Consider the following 17,290-nt stretch of genomic DNA (forward strand, 5'->3'; position numbering starts at 1 on the left):
AAGCCTGGACATTGCCGCAGGTGATCGGCGACTTTGGGATCGATGGGACAAAAGAAAGGCCGGCAATGCCGGCCTTCCTCGAATCTATCGGTCGGCTCTTACTGCGCAGGCGCGGCAGGAGCCGGATTTGTTGCCGGAGCCGGTTCAGCAGGCTTCGAAGCGTCGGGCGAAGCAGGCTTCATCGGCTGCTCGTTGGCCGGCGGATTCGTACTCTGGGTGGTAGTGTTGTCGGTGCCATTGTCGCTACAAGCCGCGACCCCCAGCAGGGCGAGCGCCGAAACAGACGCCAGAATGAGCTTCTTCATGGTATCTCTCCTTCAACAGACGCTCACGTTTCGGTGAGCAGTCGCATAGGAAATGCACCAGCGGGCTCGCCGGTTTCGTAACGTTGCATTTCGATGTGTAACATCAACTTGCAATTGCTGGCGCCGAAATCCCGAACTAACAGAACATACGCTCGAAGACATGATGGGTAGAGAGAATGCCGGCAGTCGCGGAAACGCAGAAATGGGATTTTTGGATCGACCGCGGCGGCACTTTCACCGATATCATCGGCCGTGATCCGCAAGGCCGGCTGCACCCACGAAAACTTCTGTCCGAGAATCCCGAGGCTTATGCGGACGCCGCCATCCAGGGCATCCGCGACCTGTTGGGTTTGAAAGCCGGCGCTGCCATTTGGGCCGACGCGATCGGCGACGTCAAAATGGGCACGACCGTTGCCACCAATGCGCTGCTCGAGCGCAAGGGCGACCGCGTGCTGCTGCTGATCAGCAAGGGTTTTCGCGACGCATTGCGCATCGCCTATCAGGCGAGGCCGGACATCTTCGCCAAGGAGATCATCCTGCCTGAGCAACTCTATGAGCGGGTGATCGAGGTCGATGAACGCGTGCGCGCCGACGGCAGCGTCGAACGTCTGCTCGACATCGCCGCCTGCCGCCCGGCGATCGAACAGGCGAAGGCCGACGGAATCGAAGCGGTCGCCATCGTCTTCATGCATGCCTGGAAATACCCTGATCACGAAAAAGCCGTGGCAAAAGTCTGCCGCAAGATCGGCTTCAGCCAGATATCAGTCTCTCACGAGGTCTCGCCGCTCATCAAGCTGGTCGGCCGCGGCGACACCACCGTGGTTGATGCCTACCTGTCGCCGATCCTGTCGCGCTATGTGCAGCGTGTGGCGGGAGAACTGGGCGCCGGGCCGCGGCTGATGTTCATGATGTCGTCGGGCGGCCTGACCGCCGCCGACATGTTCCAGGGCAAGGACGCGCTGCTTTCCGGGCCGGCTGGCGGCGTCGTCGGCATGGTCGAGACGGCGAAGCTCGCCGGCTTCGACAAAGTCATCGGCTTCGATATGGGAGGCACCTCGACCGACGTCGCCCATTATGACGGCGAATATGAGCGCGCCTTCGACACCGAAGTCGCCGGCGTGCGCATCCGCGCGCCGATGATGCGCATCCACACGGTCGCCGCTGGCGGAGGCTCGATCTTGCATTATGAAGCAGGCCGCTTCCGCGTCGGCCCGGATTCCGCCGGCGCCAATCCCGGCCCGGCCGCCTATCGGCGCGGCGGGCCGCTTGCCGTCACCGACGCCAATGTCATGCTGGGCAAATTGCAGCCCGATTTCTTCCCGGCGATCTTCGGCGCCGGCCAGGACCAGCCGCTCGACGCCGGCACGGTTCGCGAGAAATTCGCGGCGCTTGCCGCCCAGATCGGCGACGGCCGCTCGCCCGAGGCAGTCGCCGAAGGCTTTGTCACCATCGCCGTCGAAAACATGGCCAACGCCATCAAGAAGATCTCGGTGCAGCGCGGCTACGATGTCACGGAATATCTGCTCAACTGTTTCGGCGGCGCCGGCGGCCAGCATGCCTGCTTGGTCGCCGACGCTCTCGGCATGGAAGCCGTTCTCATCCATCCCTTTTCCGGCCTGCTTTCGGCTTACGGCATCGGCCTCTCGTCGGTCTTCGCCTCGCGCCAGCAGGGCCTGCTGCAGCCGCTTGCCGACGAATCCCGAGTGGCGATCGAGGCGCTCATCGCGGCCTTGCGCGCCGACGTCATCGCCGAACTCGGCGAGCAAGGCATTGCCGAGGACGTCGTTTCAACGAGGCCTGTCCTGCATATCCGCTATGACGGCACCGACACGGCACTGGCTGTGATTTTCGAACACGGCTCGATCCTCCGCGCCAGAAGCGACTTCGAGGCCGCGCACAAGGCGCAGTTCGGATTCGTCTATGAAGACAAGCCGATCGTCGTCGAGACCGTCGCCGTCGAAGGCATGGAAGCCGCTCGACGGGACAAGGCTGAAGCCTTCGCCTCTGCCGGACTGGCAGGAGTCGAGCCCAAGCCTTCGGAAAGCCGGCGCATCTATACCGAGGGCCGGTGGCACGAGGCCGGCGTCTACCGCCGTGAAAACCTGCGGCCATCCAACACGGTCGCCGGACCCGCGCTGATCATCGAGCCGAACCAGACTATCGTCGTCGAGCCCGGCTGGCACGCCGAAATCACCAGTCTCGACCACGTCGTGATCCGCCGCACGGAAAGAAAGGCACGTGCCGCGGCACTCGGCACCGAGGCCGATCCGGTGATGCTGGAGGTCTTCAACAACCTCTTCATGTCGATCGCCGAACAGATGGGCGTGACGCTGCAGAACACCGCCTATTCGGTCAACATCAAGGAGCGGCTCGATTTCTCCTGCGCCGTGTTCGACCGCCATGGCGCGCTGGTCGCCAATGCGCCGCACATGCCGGTGCATCTGGGCTCCATGGACCGTTCGGTCGAAACCATCATCCGTCTGAATTCCGGCGATATCCATCCGGGCGACGTCTTCGCGCTCAACGCGCCGTACAATGGTGGCACGCATCTGCCCGACATCACAGTGGTGACGCCTGTCTTCGACGATGCGCTGAACGAGATCCTGTTCTGGGCGGCCTCGCGCGGCCATCACGCCGATGTCGGCGGCACCGCGCCCGGCTCGATGACGCCTCTTGCGACAACGGTCGATGAGGAAGGCGTGCTGTTCGACAATTTCCGCATTGTCGATCGCGGACGCTTCCGCGAGAAGGAGCTGGAGACGCTGCTTACCGACCATCCCTACCCCGCGCGCAACCCAACTCAGAACATCGCCGACCTCAAGGCGCAGATCGCCGCCAACGAAAAGGGCGTGGCGGAGCTGCGCAAGATGGTCGCGCATTTCGGCCTCGATGTCGTCGAGGCCTATATGGGCCACGTCCAGGACAATGCCGCCGAGAGCGTGCGCCGCGTGATCGAGCGGCTTCCGGACAGCGCGGCGTATGAATACCCCACCGACACTGGCCAGGTGATCAGGGTGAAGATCACCGTCGACCGGCAAAAGCGCGAGGCGACCGTCGATTTCACCGGCACCTCGCCCGTCATGAAGAACAATTTCAACGCGCCGGAGCCGGTGGCCCGCGCCGCCGTGCTCTACGCGTTCCGCGTCATGGTCGAGGACATGATCCCGATGAATGCCGGGTGCCTCAGGCCGATCAACATCGTCATCCCCGACGGCTCGATGCTGAAGCCCACCTACCCTGCCGCCGTCGTCGCCGGTAATGTCGAGACTTCGCAGCATGTCACCAATGCGCTGTTCGGCGCGATGGGCGCCATGGCCAATGCGCAAGGCACGATGAACAACCTCACCTTCGGCAACAGGAAATACCAATATTACGAGACCATCTGCTCCGGCTCGCCGGCCGGCCGGATGAATTCGGCCCGCGGCTTCGCCGGCACATCAGGCGTCCACACCCACATGACCAACTCGCGCCTCACCGACCCCGAGGTGCTGGAACTGCGCTTCCCCGTCGTGCTGGAGGACTTCCACATTCGCGAGGGCTCCGGCGGCAATGGCAAGTGGAACGCCGGCGATGGCACCAGGCGCACCATCCGTTTTCTCGAGAAGATGGAATGCGCGATCCTGTCCTCACATCGAAGCCGGCCGCCCCAGGGGCTCGACGGCGGCGGTGATGGCGAGGCCGGCTCGACCAAGATCAGGCGCAATGACGGCTCGTTCGACGTGCTGAAGGCGTGTGACCAGACCACGCTCGAAGCCGGCGAGGCGGTCATCGTCACCACGCCGACCCCCGGGGCGTTCGGCAAGGCGTGAGCGACGCGCCGACCCGGCGCAATCTGTCAGCCGTCGTGCGCGTTGGCGGCTTTGCAGGCCGCGGCGGCGGATGCGTTTGCGAACGACCCAGGCTTCTCGACACCAAGCAAATGGCCGCCTGGAAATGCGGTGACGGTGGCATTGGCCCAGCCCGCCGCTGATGGCATTCGCCGCTTTATCCAGGCAATCATGGGCTTCTCTATGCGCTCATGAACACGCCAAGACGCCACCAGCGAGACAAGGATGGCGACCACGATGATCACATTCGGCTCAACTGGATAGAAAACCCACATGATCACGAGCGCGGATATCAAAATCGGATGAACAAGGTAGAGCGAATACGAAGCCTCGCCGAGATAGGTCCACACGCTCTGTTGAGCCCTCAAGTGCATGGTGCCGTATACGATAAGGACGGCGGGGATCCCGAGAACGGCTAAGCGTTGGAGGTTTTCTTCGCCGGTCAGAAAGAGCCCGGTATGGCCGTTTGGAATAACCTCCAACCAAGCCATGAAGAAAAGGGCGGCAATGCCCAACGGCAGCATGGCAAAGCCCCACGGCACCTTGCCGACCTTGGCGATCGCCACGCCAGCCATGAATTCGAGAATGATCGGATTGCCAAGAAATTGAAAAACGGGGCCGGCCCAACGAAGCAGAAATGCGCCGACGAAAGTGGACGCAAGGGCATATAGCCATCGCCGGTCGCACAGGACGAGCGCAACCGCGGCATAAAACAGCATCTCGAAGCATAGTGTCCACGCGACGCCGAGCGCAGGTGCCGCCATCTGGTCCGTGGCCGGCCACAGGAACACCGTGGCAAGGATATTGCGCCACCCCAATCCAGGACCAATGGCCATCATCGGCAGCGCCGGAATGCTGCACAACAGGTAGATTGGGACAACCCTGAGCACGCGCGCCTGGATGAACTCGGCGGCTGTTCTGCCAGGGGCCACCGTCGCCATGATGACACCGGAAATGACGAAGAAGATGTCAACGCCGGCCGAGCCCACAAGTGCGTACTGGTAGGGAACTGCTCCGACGCCGGAAATCCGCATCGCGGATTGCACCGCATGCAGAACGAGGACCATCGACGCGGCTGCAAACCGCAGCGTTTGAAGTGGCCAGATCATAATATACTAATGTATCTATAGCTAAACAATAATATCATCATGTATCATGTAAGTTAGCGACAATCCATATCCGCAAATAAAGCCCATATGCGCGCGGAATGTTGTTATAGGCAGAAAACTTCCTATTTTTCCTTTAAACAAATCGAAGAATATCGAGGGGATTTGATCGACAAAGGAAAGTCCCGACGAAGCAATGGCGAGGGCCAAAGCCGGTAGGAGTTTCACAAGTTGCCGCGCCAAGCCGTCAGAAGGAGCAATCCCTCATCAACGGCTTCCAGATGGCTGAATGAAACTATGATGCCGGATTCCTAAGTGACCTCGGGCGAAGGTGCCGGCGGCTTTGCGCCCTACCTGGCGGCAAGTCGACATCAACAGGCTGTCACCTGCCTGTCATGACGCTGCGCTACCCGCTTGCGCCAACGCAAACGGGGAATCACCTTTCCATGTCGGACGTATCCGGAGAACTCGTTTATCGTCGAGGCAAGGAAGTCGGAAAAGCCGTCTACCAGAACCGGGCATTGTCGAAGGACGGCATTTCCGAGCGGCTCTTTGCCTTCCTGTTCTCCGGTCTGGTCTATCCGCAGATCTGGGAAGACCCGGATGTCGACATGGAGGCCATGCAGCTGGGCGCCGGTCACCGCGTCGTCACGATCGCTTCGGGCGGCTGCAACATTCTGGCTTACCTGACCCGCTCGCCGGCCAGAATCGACGCCGTCGATCTCAACGCCGCGCATATCGCGCTCAACCGCATGAAGCTGGAAGCGGTGCGTCATTTGCCTTCGCACGGCGACCTGTTCCGCTTCTTCGGCGCCGCCGACACCAGCCACAATTCCAATGCCTATGATCGCTTCATCGCGCCGCATCTCGATCCGGTCAGCCGCCACTACTGGGAGCGCCGCAACTGGCGCGGCCGCCGCCGCATCTCGGTCTTCGACCGCAACTTCTACCAGACCGGCCTGCTCGGCCTCTTCATCGCCATGGGCCATCGCGTCGGCAAGCTGTTCGGCGTCGACCCGGCCGGCATCATGAAGGCCCAGAACATTGGCGAGCAGCGCCGTTTCTTCAACGAGGAACTGGCGCCGGTCTTCGACAAGAAGCTGCTGCGCTGGGCGACCTCGCGCAAGGCTTCGCTGTTCGGCCTCGGCATCCCGCCGGCGCAGTACGACGCGCTGATCACCGCCGGAGACGGCTCGATGGCGAGCGTCTTGAAGGCGCGGCTGGAAAAGCTCGCTTGCGACTTCCCGCTCAAGAACAATTATTTCGCCTGGCAGGCCTTCGCCCGCCGCTATCCGCAGCCCGGCGAGGCGGCGCTGCCAGCCTATCTGGAACAGCGCAATTACAAGACGATCCGCGACAACATCGATCGCGTCGCCATCCACCATGCCAACCTGATCAAGTTCCTGGCCCCCAAGGACGCGGGCACGGTCGACCGCTTTGTCCTGCTCGACGCGCAGGACTGGATGACCGACGACCTGCTCAACGCGCTCTGGACCGAGATCACGCGCACGGCTTCCGTGGGGGCTCGCGTCATCTTCCGCACCGCGGCCGAGCCCAGCCTGTTGCCCGGCCGCGTTTCCAGCTCGCTGCTCGACCAGTGGACCTACGAAAGCGACGCCTCGCGCGAATTCTCCGCAAAGGACCGCTCGGCGATCTATGGCGGCTTCCACCTTTACGTGAAGCGCGCCGCATGAGCACGACGGAGCTGCCAGCCAGCCATGCCGAGCTGATGGACGGCGTCTACCGCTGGCAGCGCCACATCTACGACCTGACCCGCAAATACTACCTGCTCGGCCGCGACCGGCTGATCGACGGGTTGGACGTGCCGCAAGGCGGCACCGTGCTGGAGCTCGGCTGCGGCACCGGCCGCAACATCGTGCTTGCCGCCCGCCGCTACCCGAACGCTCGCCTCTTCGGTCTCGACATCTCGGCCGAGATGCTGGAGACGGCGGGCGCGGCTATCGCTCGCGAAGGCCTGTCCGGCAAGGTCAATCTGGCGCGCGGCGACGCCACCGATTTCGACGCCAAGGCTCTCTTCGGCATCGAACGCTTCGACCGCGTCTTCGTGTCCTATTCGCTGTCGATGATCCCCGGCTGGGAAAAGACCGTATCGGCCGCGCTTGCCGCGCTTGCCCCCGGCGGCTCGCTGCATGTCGTCGATTTCGGCCAGCAGGAAGGCCTGCCGCGCTGGTTCCGGACGATGCTGCGCGGCTGGCTGCGGAAATTCCATGTTTCTCCGCGCGCCTCGCTGCGCGACCTGCTTGAATCGGAATCCGAGCGCGCCGGCGCAACCTTCCGGTTCAGAACGCTTTATCGCGGTTATGCATATCTCGGCGTGATCGGATCTTCCAAATAGCAAGCGCTACTAGAGCAATTCCAGGAAAAGTGTGAGCGGTTTTCCGTCCGGAATTGCGTAAAAACAAATACAGCCGTTTCTATGAAACGGCGAAACGCACTAATGCAGCGCGTTGACTAGCGCACCCACCATCGCTTGTGGACGATAGCCGAGCTTGGCTGGGGTCAAACCAAGCCGCACCACGACCAACTGCTCCGACGGGATGATGGCCACCGTCTGGCCGTCATGCCCCTCCATCCAAACTGTGTCCTTGGGCAGGCCGGCGGCGGCACCCGCGCCGGGCTTTTCCTCATCGCCCGGTCCCTCGATCCATAGCTGACCCTTGCCGTAGACCTTCGAGGCCGGCGCCGGCTCGCGCATCCAGTCGACGAAACCGGCGGGCAGGATCTGGTTGCCGTTCCAGACGCCGCCCTGCAGCAGGAACTGGCCGAAGCGCGCCCAGTCATGCGCCGTGGCATAGAGATAGGACGAGCCGACGAAAGTGCCCTGCTCGTCGGTCTCGAGCACCGCGCTATGCATGCCGAGCGGCTCGAATAGCGCCGTGCGCGGCCATGCCAGCGCCTTGGCCTTGTCGCCGATCGCGTCCTGCCACAGCCGCGACAGCATCACCGCCGTGCCGCTCGAATAGGAAAACACCTTTCCCACCTCGCCGGTCAGCGGTTGGGCCTCGGCGAAACCAGCCATGTCCGGCTCGAGATAGAGCATTCGCGTCACGTCGGCGACATCGCCATAATCCTCGTTGAACGCCAGCCCGCTCGACATTGCCATCATATCGGCAAGGCTGATGGCGGCGCGGCCATCGGCCTTCCACGCCTTGAACAGACCCTTGTTGTCGATGGCGATCTTGCCATCCTTGACCAGCGTGCCGACGATCGCGGCATTCACCGTCTTGGTCATCGACCAGCCGAGCAACGGCGTCTTGGCCGAAAACCCCTCGCCATAGCGCTCGGCGACGACGCGGCCGTTCTTCACCACCACGATGGCGCGCATGCCGGTGCCGGCCATCGCGGCATCATCGACGATTTTCGCGACCTCGGGATTTTGCGAGGCATCCACGCGCTCGCCATCGGGCCAAAGCGCATCCGCCTGCGCCGGTGCGGAAGCTGCCGCGCGCAGCGACGTTTGTCGCGCCTTGCCGGTGTTGCCATCGGGAACTGAGGCGCAGCCGACGCCGTCGCGCTCGACCGCGACGCTCTTGCCCAGCACCCAGAGCAGGCCGGCCGAAACCAGCCCTCGCTCCTTGTCGACGGAGACCTTCATCAGCCTAAGCAGCGGATGGCCAGGTGCCTGCACGTCGACCGCCAGCACTTGGTTCGGATCGCGCCCGGCGATGAAGACGTTCGAGCAGACGATCTTGGCCGAATAGCCGGAGCCGACGCGGATCAGTTCCGGCGGCGCAAAATAGAGCCAGGCGAAGAGCGCGGCCACCGCCAGGATCACAACGCCAAGCAGCCATTTGATGAATTTCATGACAGCCCGCATCTTTCCCCCGGCTTTTTGGATTCGCAGGCTCGATTTATGTCATCGATTTGCCGCCATTGCTTCCGCAAAATCATCGCGTCGTCGAGCGCCGTCAATGGATTATCAACCATGTTCGGCGATCAACGATGGAGGCGGACGATCTCGTGGGGCGATCGTCCGGAGGGGGCCTGCGAAAGCAACGGCCATCTGCAAAGACCCATCAGCGGCCGGCTGAACCCGGCTCGGGGAATATCATGCGCCGTCTCGCGGCCATCCTGATGCTGACGCTGCTGGGCGCCTGCTCGACCATCGACGATCTTTCGCCGTTGTCGCCATCGTCGCAAACGGTTGCGGCGCGCGCGCCCAAATTCGAGGATTCCAAGCCGCATGAATGGGACAGCGGCGCGCCGTGGAACTATGCCATCCACGGCACGGATGTCTCCAAATACCAGACCTCGGTCGACTGGCCGACAGCGAGAGCCAGCGGCATCTCCTTCGCCTTCATCAAGGCGACGGAGGGTGGCGACCGCTTCGACGACTATTTCAACGAGCATTGGACGCGCACCAGGGCCGCCGGAATTCCGCGCGCCGCCTATCATTTCTTCTATTTCTGCACGCCGGCGGAAGCCCAGGCGCGCTGGTTCATCGCCAATGTCCCGAGGGACCCGTCGGCGATGCCGCCGGTGCTCGACATGGAATGGAACCCGAAATCGCCGACCTGCAGGCTGCGCCCCGATCCGGCCACCGTGCGCAGTGAAATGACCATCTTTCTGCGGATGGTCGAGCGTCACTACGGCAAGAAGCCGATCATCTACACCTCGGTCGACTTCTTCGACGACAACCAATTGGCGACCTTCCGCGGCTACCCCTACTGGCTGCGCTCGGTCGCAGGGCACCCACGTGAGAAATACGGCAGCCATCCGTTCACCTTCTGGCAGTACACCGGCACCGGCATCGTGCCCGGCATGACCGGCAAGTCCGACATCAACGTCTTCAACGGCTCGGAAGCCGCCTGGAAGAAGTGGCTGCGGCAGAACACCCGTTGACATCGGCCCTCCCGCCTGCTTTTCGACACGGCGGGCGGCGAAACATGCAACCGCTGGTAATCCGGAGCGGCGCGCTCGTGCGAGTGCCTGGCGCGGCTCCTGAATTTTGAAATCCCCGCATGCGCCTGTCCGACCCCGGTCCGGGGTCACGATGGGGCCATGCGCTGGTCTCGAAAGGAAAGCGATGCGATTGCGCGTTGAAATCCTGGCGGCGCTCTTTGTCGGCGCGTTTGCATTGCCCGCCGCGGCACAGGACTGCGGTGGCGATTTCGAGGCCTGGAAGCAAAGCGTAGCGGCTGAAGCCAAGGCGGCCGGCGTCGGCGTCGTCGGCCTCGACGCGCTGGAGGACGCCACCATCGACGAGCGGGCGCTGGCGCGCGACCGCGCCCAGGGCGTCTTCACCCAAACGTTCACCGAATTCTCCAACCGGATGATCTCGGCCTTCCGCCTGAAGCAGGGCGCGGCCAACCTGAAGAAATATGCCGAAATCTTCGACCGCGCCGACAAGGAGTTTGGCGTCCAGCCGGCCGTCATCACCGCCTTCTGGGGGCTGGAGACCGACTTCGGCGCCGTGCAGGGCGACTTCCATACGCTGAATGCGCTGGTCACGCTTTCGCATGACTGCCGCCGGCCTCAGCTCTTCCGCCAGCAATTGGTGCCGCTTTTGACGCTCATCGACCGCGGCGTGCTGCCGGCCGACGTCAAGGGCGCCTGGGCCGGCGAGATCGGCCAGACGCAGATCCTGCCGACCGATTATCTGGCGCACGGTGTCGACGGCGACGGCGACGGCAAGGTCGACCTCAGGAACAGCGTGCCGGACGTCATCATGACGACCGCCAGCAAGATCCAGTCGCGCGGCTGGAAGCGCGACCAGCCTTGGGTCCAGGAAGTGCGTGTCCCCGACGACATGCCATGGGACCAGACCGGCCGCACCAACAAGCTGCCGCTGTCGCAGTGGGCCGAGTGGGGCGTCACCGAGCCCAACGGCAACCCGCTCATCGACAACGGGCTGAAGGCCGGCCTGGCGCTGCCGATGGGCCGCAAGGGTCCCGCCTTCCTGACCTATGACAATTTCGATGTCTATCTGGAATGGAACCAGTCCTTCACCTACGCGCTGACCGCGGCCGTCATGGCGACGCGGTTTGCCGGCGCGCCGCAATTCGACCCGCGCACGCCCGAGCAAGGCTTGAGCGGCGACCAGATGAAGGCGCTGCAGACCAAGCTCGAAGCCAAGGGCTACGACGTAGGCACGGTCGACGGGATCCTGGGCACCAACACGCGCGAAGCGATCCGCAAGGAGCAGATGCGGCTTGGCCTGCCGGTGGATGGCTGGCCGACGCCGGAGCTTTTGGCCAAGCTGTGACGTGCTCTCCTTCTCCCCTTGTGGGAGAAGGTGGATCGGCGCGCAGCGCCGAGACGGATGAGGGGTGCTCCAGCGAAGTGAGACGTCGGCGTTCACTGGAGCACCCCTCATCCGTCGCCTTCGGCGACACCTTCTCCCACAACAAGGGGAGAAGGGGGAGCTCAATCCGCCATCGTCTCCAAACTCGCAAAGCCTTGCGGCGCGTCGCCTTCGTCGAACGGCGTCGTCACCTCCACGAAGGTGTCGGGGTAAAAGCCGTTGAAGCGGGTCCTCAGCGACAGCGAGTAGGCGCCGATATGGCCGATCTCGATCCAGTCGCCGGTGTCGACCGTTTCCGGCAGCCAGAACGGACGCGACAGGATGTCGACGGAATCGCAGGTCGCGCCGCAGACCTTGAACGGCACGATGTTTTTCTCGTCGCCATTACGCGTGCGGATCGCCGGATCGGGGATGAAGCGGGCCGGCAGCGTGATCTTGCCTGTCCATGAATCCGACAGCGACGCCCAGATGCCGTCATTGATGTAGAGCCGCTTGCCCTTGCGCAGCAGCACCCGCACGATCAGCGACAGGCAGCGCGCCACGATCACGCGGCCGGGCTCCGCCACCAGCGGCATCTGGTCGAACTGATATTCCTTCAGGTCGCCGGCAAGCCGCGACATCAGCTGGCCGAGCGACGGCATCTCGATGTGCTTGCGGTTGGGATCGTGGCCGTATTCGGCGGGAAAACCGCCGCCGACATCGAGCCCTGCAATGTCGAAGGTCAGGCGGTTGCGCACCCAGTCGGCCGAGGCCAGCGCCCGCTCATAGGTATCGGGATCCTCGATCTGGCTGCCGACATGGAAGCAGAGGCCGACCTTGTAGCCGGTGCGGTTGAGGCGCTCGGCAAGATCGACCGCGTTGGCCGGCCCGGCACCGAATTTCTTCGACAATTCGTAAGCCGCCTGACCCTTGGTCTGGATGCGCACGAAGACGGTGATAGCGCCTGGGTCGATATCGAGCGCCCGCACCACGCGCGTCAGCTTGGTGATCTCGTCCTCATGGTCGAGCGAGATCACCCGGATGCCGTATTTCTCCAGCGCCAGCTTGATGTCCGACTGCGCCTTGACCGGGTGCATGTAGAGCATCTCGGCATCCGCCGAGACCGCGCGCACGGCGGCGAACTCGCCAGGTGAAGCGACGTCGAAAGTGCTGACGCCGGCTTCCACCAGTGTCCTCAGCACGATCTGCTCGCCATTGGTTTTCACCGCATAGGCGGTCTTGCCGGGAAACATGCCCATGAACTGCAAGGCATCCGCCTTCAGCACCTGCGGGCGAAAACAGTAGACCGGATCGTCGGGACGAAGCGCCAGTGCCGCGTCACGGGCATTTTCGAATCGCTGCATTGACGAATCCTCAGGGGCTGGAGCGCGCACAATTAATCCTAGCTAGCCGCCAAAGAAAACAGTTCTATGTCTGGCGATCCGGCGCGGCCCGGCTGCACGTTTTGCCAACGCTAAACCACCGGTCAGGTTTCGGGTGGCCCTTGCCTGCGAACGCATTATCGGTTGGTGAAGTGCAACCGCCGAGATTGCGATCGGCCTGGGGAGGAACAGGACATGTCCACTATAGCCAGCGCCGCGCCGACGCGCGGACCGATGACGCTCAAGGATTGGGCGCAGCTTCTCCTGCTCGGCGCGATCTGGGGCGGCTCGTTCTTCTTTGCCCGCATTGCCGTGTCCGAGATCCATCCGCTGGCGCTGGTGCTCTTTCGTGTCGCCATTGCCGCGGCAGCGCTTCAGCTTTATCTCGCGATCCGCGGTCCTTCCTTCCGCCTCGCCTTCCCGCATGCCGGCCTGTTCTTCCTGCTGGCGCTGACCAACAATGTCGTCCCCTTCTCGCTGATCTTCGCCGGCCAGACGCAGCTCGGCGCCGGCGTCGCCTCGGTGCTCAACGCCACGACGCCGTTCTGGACGCTGGTGCTTGCCAATGCGCTCACAACCGACGAGAAGCTCTCCTGGAACAAGCTGGCCGGTATAGTGCTGGGCATAGCGGGAACGGCGGTGATGATCGGCCCTGGTCTTATTGCCGGCCTCGGCGGGCCGGTCTGGGCCAAGTTCGCGCTGATCGGCGCTTCGGTGTCCTATGCGATCGCCTTGATGATCGCGCGCCGCTTCAAGGGTGTGCCCTCGCCGGTGATTGCCACCGGGCAGCTGACCGCCTCGACCATCATCATGATCCCCATCGTGCTCATTGCCTATGGGCCGACGGGCTTGTTCTCGGCCTCGCCGCCGGTCTGGCCCGCAGTGCTGGGACTGGCGCTGATGTCTACCGCCTTCGCCTATATCCTCTATTTCAACCTCGTCGCCTCAGCCGGCGCCACCAATGCCTCGCTGGTCACCTTGATCGTGCCGGTCAGCGCGGTTCTGCTCGGCTTTCTCTTCCTCGGCGAACGGCTGGCGCTGTTCGAGATCGGCGGCATGACACTGATCGGACTCGGTCTGATCACGATTGACGGGCGGCTGTTCGGTCGATGGTAGCGGTGTCATGCCACACCGCCGCCACAATTTATTCACAACCGCGGAGCGGGCTTTTGCCGAAGAGTTTCAACGGCTAACGGCAAATTCGAAGTCGCAAATTCCACAATCATGTCGCAATGCAGCACGTTTTCCGCTTGCCTGTGGCCCAAATGACCCTAGACTCCTGCCATAGCTCTGAAGAGGAGGCTATGGCATGGGACTGACGAGGCCGATCAACGCTTTGATGATTTGTGCCGCATTCGCATTCATCGGTGCCCTTATCATAGGCGTTCTTCCCTGACCCGCCAAAGCCGGGAAGACCAGACACCGAGGATAGTCCAAGAGTTCGAAAAGGCCGGGTTCTAACCCGGCCTTTTCCATTGCAGCCTGACTTTCCTCGCAGCCTGTCTCATGCCGCGGCCGAACCAGCCGCCGCCTCCGCCTCATGCGAACGGATGCCGATCATGTGGCAGATGGCAAAGACGAGGTCGGCACGGTTCATCGTGTAGAAATGGAAGTCGCCGACGCCGCGCTCGACAAGGTCGAGCACCTGCTCCGCCGCCACGGCCGAGGCCACCAGCGCGTGCGTCTGCGGGTCGTTCTCCAGCCCTTCGAAACGCTCGGCGAGCCATGCCGGCACCAGCGCCCCGCAGCGCGACGAGAAATTGGCGACCTGCGTGAAATTATGCACCGGCAGGATGCCCGGCACGATCGGGATATAGATGCCGGCGCGGCGTGCCCGCTCGACATAGCGCTCGTAGAGGTCGTTGTCGAAGAAGAACTGGGTGATCGCCCGCGTCGCGCCGTTGTCGACCTTACGCTTCAGCATGTCGATGTCGGTGGCGAAATCCGGGCTTTCCGGATGCTTTTCCGGATAGGCCGAGACTGAGATGTCGAAATCGCCGACGCTCTTCAGCGCGCCGACCAGTTCGGCGCCATTGGCGTAGCCGTCGGGATGCGGGCGATAAGCGGTTCCGACGCCTGCGGCCGGATCGCCGCGCAGCGCGACGAAACGGGTGACGCCGAAGTCGACAAATTCCCGGATGACGGCGTCGACTTGGTCACGCGCCGCGTCGACGCAAGTCATATGCGCCGCCGGCGTCAGCGTCGTCTCGTTGAGGATGCGCTTGACCGTGCGCGCCGTGCGCTCGCGGGTCGAGCCGCCGGCGCCATAGGTCACCGAGACGAATTTCGGCTTCAGCGGCTCCAGCCGCGTGACCGTGTCCCACAGCCTTGCTTCCATCTCGTCGTTCTTCGGCGGGAAGAACTCGAATGACACCCTGACCTTGTCGCCGATATCAGGGCGGCGGGAAAAGCGGAACTGGTTCATCAAGCAGTTTCCCTCACTGGCAAGGAATCGTTGGACGGATCGGCGATCTGCAGGCGGCGGTCGCGGCCGAGCCAGAGTTTTACGGTGAGCCTTGCCTCGTTGCCGCCGCGCGGCTCGAATTCCTGGCTGTCCTCCAGGTCGAGGCCGGCCTCCGAGAACCAGTCCGACATCTGCCGGTCGGAGAAGCCGAGCCGCATATGCGCATGCTGGTCGCGCAGGAATTCGAGATCATGCGGCGCGAAGTCGACGACGATCAGCCGACCCGATGGGCGCAGCAGCCGCGCTGCTTCGGCGATGGCGCGGGCGGGATCGTCGAGATAGTGCAGCACCTGGTGGATGGTGACGAGATCGAAGGCGTTGCGCTCGACCGGCGGTGAGAAAATGTCGCCCTGGCGAACCTGCGCATTGGCGATGCCAGCCTTGTCGAGATTGGCGCGCGCCACCGTCAGCATCTCGCGCGACATGTCGATGCCGACGCCGCGCCGGTAGAGCGGCGAAAAGATTTCGAGCAGCCGGCCCGTGCCGGTGCCGAGGTCGAGCATCGACTGGAACGGCCGCTTGCCGACGAGCTTGATGAGCGCCGCCTCCACCGCGCGGTCCGGCGCATGCAGCGAGCGGATATGATCCCAGCTTGCGGCGTTCTCGGAGAAATATTCGGCGGCCCGGTCCTGCCTTTTGCGCTTGACCGCCGCCAGCCGCTCCAGATCGCGCACCACCTGCGGGTCGCCTTCGCTGATGCCTGAGACGAGACGCTGCACGAAATCGCGCGAATTGTCCGTATCGGTCAGCCGGAAGAAGGCCCAGGACCCCTCCTGGTAGCGGCCGATCAGCCCGGCATCGAGCAGCAGCTTCAGATGGCGCGAGACGCGCGGCTGCGACTGGCCGAGGATCTCGGTGAGGTCGGATACAGTGAGATCGCCCCGCGACAGCAGCACAAGGATGCGCAGCCGGCTGGATTCGGCCGCCGCCTTCAATGTATCTACCATTGTGTCGAGCGAGACATGCATGAGCGGGCTCTCGTTGAAAGATATAAAGATATGTTTATGTCGATTTTGAAACCATGGCAAGCGCTATGTCGCTTCCGGACAAGAAAATGGCGCAGCCGTGATCCGCGCCTGGCAGGCGGTTCTTGCGCGGAGTGAAGAGGATGTTCGAGACGCGCGAAGGCGAAACGCTTCTTGCAGCCGATCCGGCGGGATTGCGGCCGGATGGCCATGTCGTCTTTGTCGGCCGCATCGCCTCGCCCTGGGTCAGTCGCGAAGACTGCCCCAAGAACATGCGCGCCGCCCGCGAATCCGGGCGAACCGCGGAAGTTCTGATCGACGAGCCTTATCGCCCGGGCCTGCAAAACCTGGAACGCGCCAGCCACATCGTCATCCTGTCCTGGCTGCATCACGCGCCGCGCAATCTGATCGTGCAGAAACCCCGCCATGCGGCTGAACCGAAAGGCGTTTTCTCGCTGCGCTCCCCTGCCCGGCCGAACCCGGTCGGCCTGCATGTGGCGAAGCTCGTCGCGCTCGACATGGAGGCCGGCCGGATCGAGATCGACGCCATCGATGTGCTCGACGCCACGCCGGTCATCGACATCAAGCCCTACTACGCTTCAACCGACGCCTTCCCCGAAGCGACCATCGCCGGGCGCGACGACAAATGAGCGCCCCCACCGGCCGCCGCCGCGCCATTGCCAAGGCGCTGACCGCGCTTCTTCCCTTGGCGCCCTATGCCGACATGGAAAAGATCCGCGCCGACGCCGGTTCCGTGCACATGAAGACTCTGCCGCCGACGATCGCGGTGTGGCTGGCAACGATCGCCCATATCCGTCACGCCCATACCGACTATGAAAAGCTGCTCGCCGAAGGCTACGACCGGGATTCGGCGCGTTTCTTTGTCATCGAACAGACCAATGTGGTGCTCACCCGCTGGCGCGCCACGAGGCTGCTGGAGGAAGACGACGAGGACGAATGAGGCCAAGCAGCGCTGCCTGCCTGGCTCTACTGCATC

14 protein-coding genes are annotated in these 17,290 nt (G+C 63.2%); 8 read left to right on the forward strand and 6 right to left on the reverse strand.

The window, feature by feature from the left end:
• Positions 1-98 precede the first annotated feature (98 nt).
• Positions 99-305, reverse strand: coding sequence for a hypothetical protein (locus CK230_RS02930; RefSeq protein WP_095815664.1), 207 nt, complete (start codon positions 303-305; stop codon positions 99-101).
• Positions 306-481: 176 nt separating this feature from the next.
• Between CK230_RS02930 and CK230_RS02935 the strand changes: the two genes are divergently transcribed.
• Positions 482-4,114, forward strand: a complete 3,633-nt coding sequence (locus tag CK230_RS02935; RefSeq protein WP_095815665.1) for a hydantoinase B/oxoprolinase family protein — start codon at positions 482-484, stop codon at positions 4,112-4,114.
• A gap of 26 nt (positions 4,115-4,140) precedes the next feature.
• Here the strand turns inward: CK230_RS02935 and CK230_RS02940 are convergent, their stop codons facing one another.
• Complete coding sequence (locus tag CK230_RS02940; RefSeq protein ID WP_095815666.1) at positions 4,141-5,241, reverse strand: acyltransferase; 1,101 nt, start codon at positions 5,239-5,241, stop codon at positions 4,141-4,143.
• 392 nt (positions 5,242-5,633) lie between these two features.
• On the opposite strand from CK230_RS02940, the gene CK230_RS02945 reads away from it, so the two are divergent.
• Positions 5,634-6,932 carry a DUF3419 family protein gene (locus CK230_RS02945; protein ID WP_095815667.1) on the forward strand — a complete coding sequence of 433 codons (1,299 nt, stop codon included), beginning with the start codon at positions 5,634-5,636 and terminating at the stop codon, positions 6,930-6,932.
• Positions 6,929-7,594, forward strand: a complete 666-nt coding sequence (locus CK230_RS02950; protein ID WP_095815668.1) for a class I SAM-dependent methyltransferase — start codon at positions 6,929-6,931, stop codon at positions 7,592-7,594. The genes CK230_RS02945 and CK230_RS02950 overlap by 4 nt, the downstream gene beginning before the upstream one ends.
• A 99-nt stretch (positions 7,595-7,693) precedes the next feature.
• On the opposite strand, the gene CK230_RS02955 is transcribed toward CK230_RS02950, so the two are convergent.
• Complete coding sequence (locus CK230_RS02955) at positions 7,694-9,076, reverse strand: serine hydrolase (protein WP_095815669.1); 1,383 nt, start codon at positions 9,074-9,076, stop codon at positions 7,694-7,696.
• Between the two features lie 233 nt (positions 9,077-9,309).
• Here CK230_RS02955 and CK230_RS02960 point away from each other — a divergent pair, with 233 nt between their 5' ends.
• Complete coding sequence (locus tag CK230_RS02960; protein ID WP_095815670.1) at positions 9,310-10,101, forward strand: GH25 family lysozyme; 792 nt, start codon at positions 9,310-9,312, stop codon at positions 10,099-10,101.
• 184 nt (positions 10,102-10,285) lie between these two features.
• Positions 10,286-11,464, forward strand: a complete 1,179-nt coding sequence (locus tag CK230_RS02965) for a lytic murein transglycosylase (protein ID WP_095815671.1) — start codon at positions 10,286-10,288, stop codon at positions 11,462-11,464.
• A gap of 161 nt (positions 11,465-11,625) precedes the next feature.
• Here the strand turns inward: CK230_RS02965 and CK230_RS02970 are convergent, their stop codons facing one another.
• A complete protein-coding gene (locus CK230_RS02970; protein ID WP_095815672.1) occupies positions 11,626-12,846 on the reverse strand; it encodes an alanine racemase in 1,221 nt (406 codons plus the stop codon).
• A gap of 213 nt (positions 12,847-13,059) precedes the next feature.
• On the opposite strand from CK230_RS02970, the gene CK230_RS02975 reads away from it, so the two are divergent.
• On the forward strand, positions 13,060-13,980 hold the full coding sequence (locus CK230_RS02975; RefSeq protein WP_095815673.1) for a DMT family transporter: 921 nt from the start codon (positions 13,060-13,062) through the stop codon (positions 13,978-13,980).
• A gap of 388 nt (positions 13,981-14,368) precedes the next feature.
• On the opposite strand, the gene metF is transcribed toward CK230_RS02975, so the two are convergent.
• The gene (gene metF, locus CK230_RS02980) at positions 14,369-15,289 is read right to left on the reverse strand and encodes a methylenetetrahydrofolate reductase [NAD(P)H] (RefSeq protein WP_095815674.1); all 921 of its coding nucleotides are present in this window, start codon (positions 15,287-15,289) and stop codon (positions 14,369-14,371) included.
• Positions 15,289-16,296 carry a metalloregulator ArsR/SmtB family transcription factor gene (locus tag CK230_RS02985; protein ID WP_095815675.1) on the reverse strand — a complete coding sequence of 336 codons (1,008 nt, stop codon included), beginning with the start codon at positions 16,294-16,296 and terminating at the stop codon, positions 15,289-15,291. The genes metF and CK230_RS02985 overlap by 1 nt, the downstream gene beginning before the upstream one ends.
• A 140-nt stretch (positions 16,297-16,436) precedes the next feature.
• Between CK230_RS02985 and tsaA the strand changes: the two genes are divergently transcribed.
• Both tsaA and CK230_RS02995 read left to right on the forward strand, forming a co-directional pair.
• Positions 16,437-16,943, forward strand: coding sequence for a tRNA (N6-threonylcarbamoyladenosine(37)-N6)-methyltransferase TrmO (gene tsaA / locus CK230_RS02990; protein ID WP_095815676.1), 507 nt, complete (start codon positions 16,437-16,439; stop codon positions 16,941-16,943).
• Positions 16,940-17,254 (forward strand): DUF2293 domain-containing protein, encoded by a 315-nt coding sequence (locus CK230_RS02995; RefSeq protein WP_095815677.1) that lies wholly within the window; start codon positions 16,940-16,942, stop codon positions 17,252-17,254. The genes tsaA and CK230_RS02995 overlap by 4 nt, the downstream gene beginning before the upstream one ends.
• The last annotated feature ends 36 nt before the right edge of the window (positions 17,255-17,290 follow it).

Source organism: Mesorhizobium sp. WSM3859 (assembly GCF_002295065.1).
Lineage (GTDB): Bacteria > Pseudomonadota > Alphaproteobacteria > Rhizobiales > Rhizobiaceae > Mesorhizobium.

Coding starts and splice junctions, on each gene's coding strand:
- CK230_RS02950 (WP_095815668.1), top strand. CDS start 6,929: ATGAGCACGACGGAGCTGCCAGCCAGCCATGCCGAGCTGATGGACGGC.
- tsaA (WP_095815676.1), top strand. CDS start 16,437: ATGTTCGAGACGCGCGAAGGCGAAACGCTTCTTGCAGCCGATCCGGCG.
- CK230_RS02985 (WP_095815675.1), bottom strand. CDS start 16,296: ATGCATGTCTCGCTCGACACAATGGTAGATACATTGAAGGCGGCGGCC.
- CK230_RS02975 (WP_095815673.1), top strand. CDS start 13,060: ATGTCCACTATAGCCAGCGCCGCGCCGACGCGCGGACCGATGACGCTC.
- CK230_RS02945 (WP_095815667.1), top strand. CDS start 5,634: ATGACGCTGCGCTACCCGCTTGCGCCAACGCAAACGGGGAATCACCTT.
- CK230_RS02955 (WP_095815669.1), bottom strand. CDS start 9,076: ATGCGGGCTGTCATGAAATTCATCAAATGGCTGCTTGGCGTTGTGATC.
- CK230_RS02935 (WP_095815665.1), top strand. CDS start 482: ATGCCGGCAGTCGCGGAAACGCAGAAATGGGATTTTTGGATCGACCGC.
- CK230_RS02995 (WP_095815677.1), top strand. CDS start 16,940: ATGAGCGCCCCCACCGGCCGCCGCCGCGCCATTGCCAAGGCGCTGACC.
- CK230_RS02965 (WP_095815671.1), top strand. CDS start 10,286: ATGCGATTGCGCGTTGAAATCCTGGCGGCGCTCTTTGTCGGCGCGTTT.
- metF (WP_095815674.1), bottom strand. CDS start 15,289: ATGAACCAGTTCCGCTTTTCCCGCCGCCCTGATATCGGCGACAAGGTC.
- CK230_RS02970 (WP_095815672.1), bottom strand. CDS start 12,846: ATGCAGCGATTCGAAAATGCCCGTGACGCGGCACTGGCGCTTCGTCCC.
- CK230_RS02960 (WP_095815670.1), top strand. CDS start 9,310: ATGCGCCGTCTCGCGGCCATCCTGATGCTGACGCTGCTGGGCGCCTGC.
- CK230_RS02940 (WP_095815666.1), bottom strand. CDS start 5,241: ATGATCTGGCCACTTCAAACGCTGCGGTTTGCAGCCGCGTCGATGGTC.
- CK230_RS02930 (WP_095815664.1), bottom strand. CDS start 305: ATGAAGAAGCTCATTCTGGCGTCTGTTTCGGCGCTCGCCCTGCTGGGG.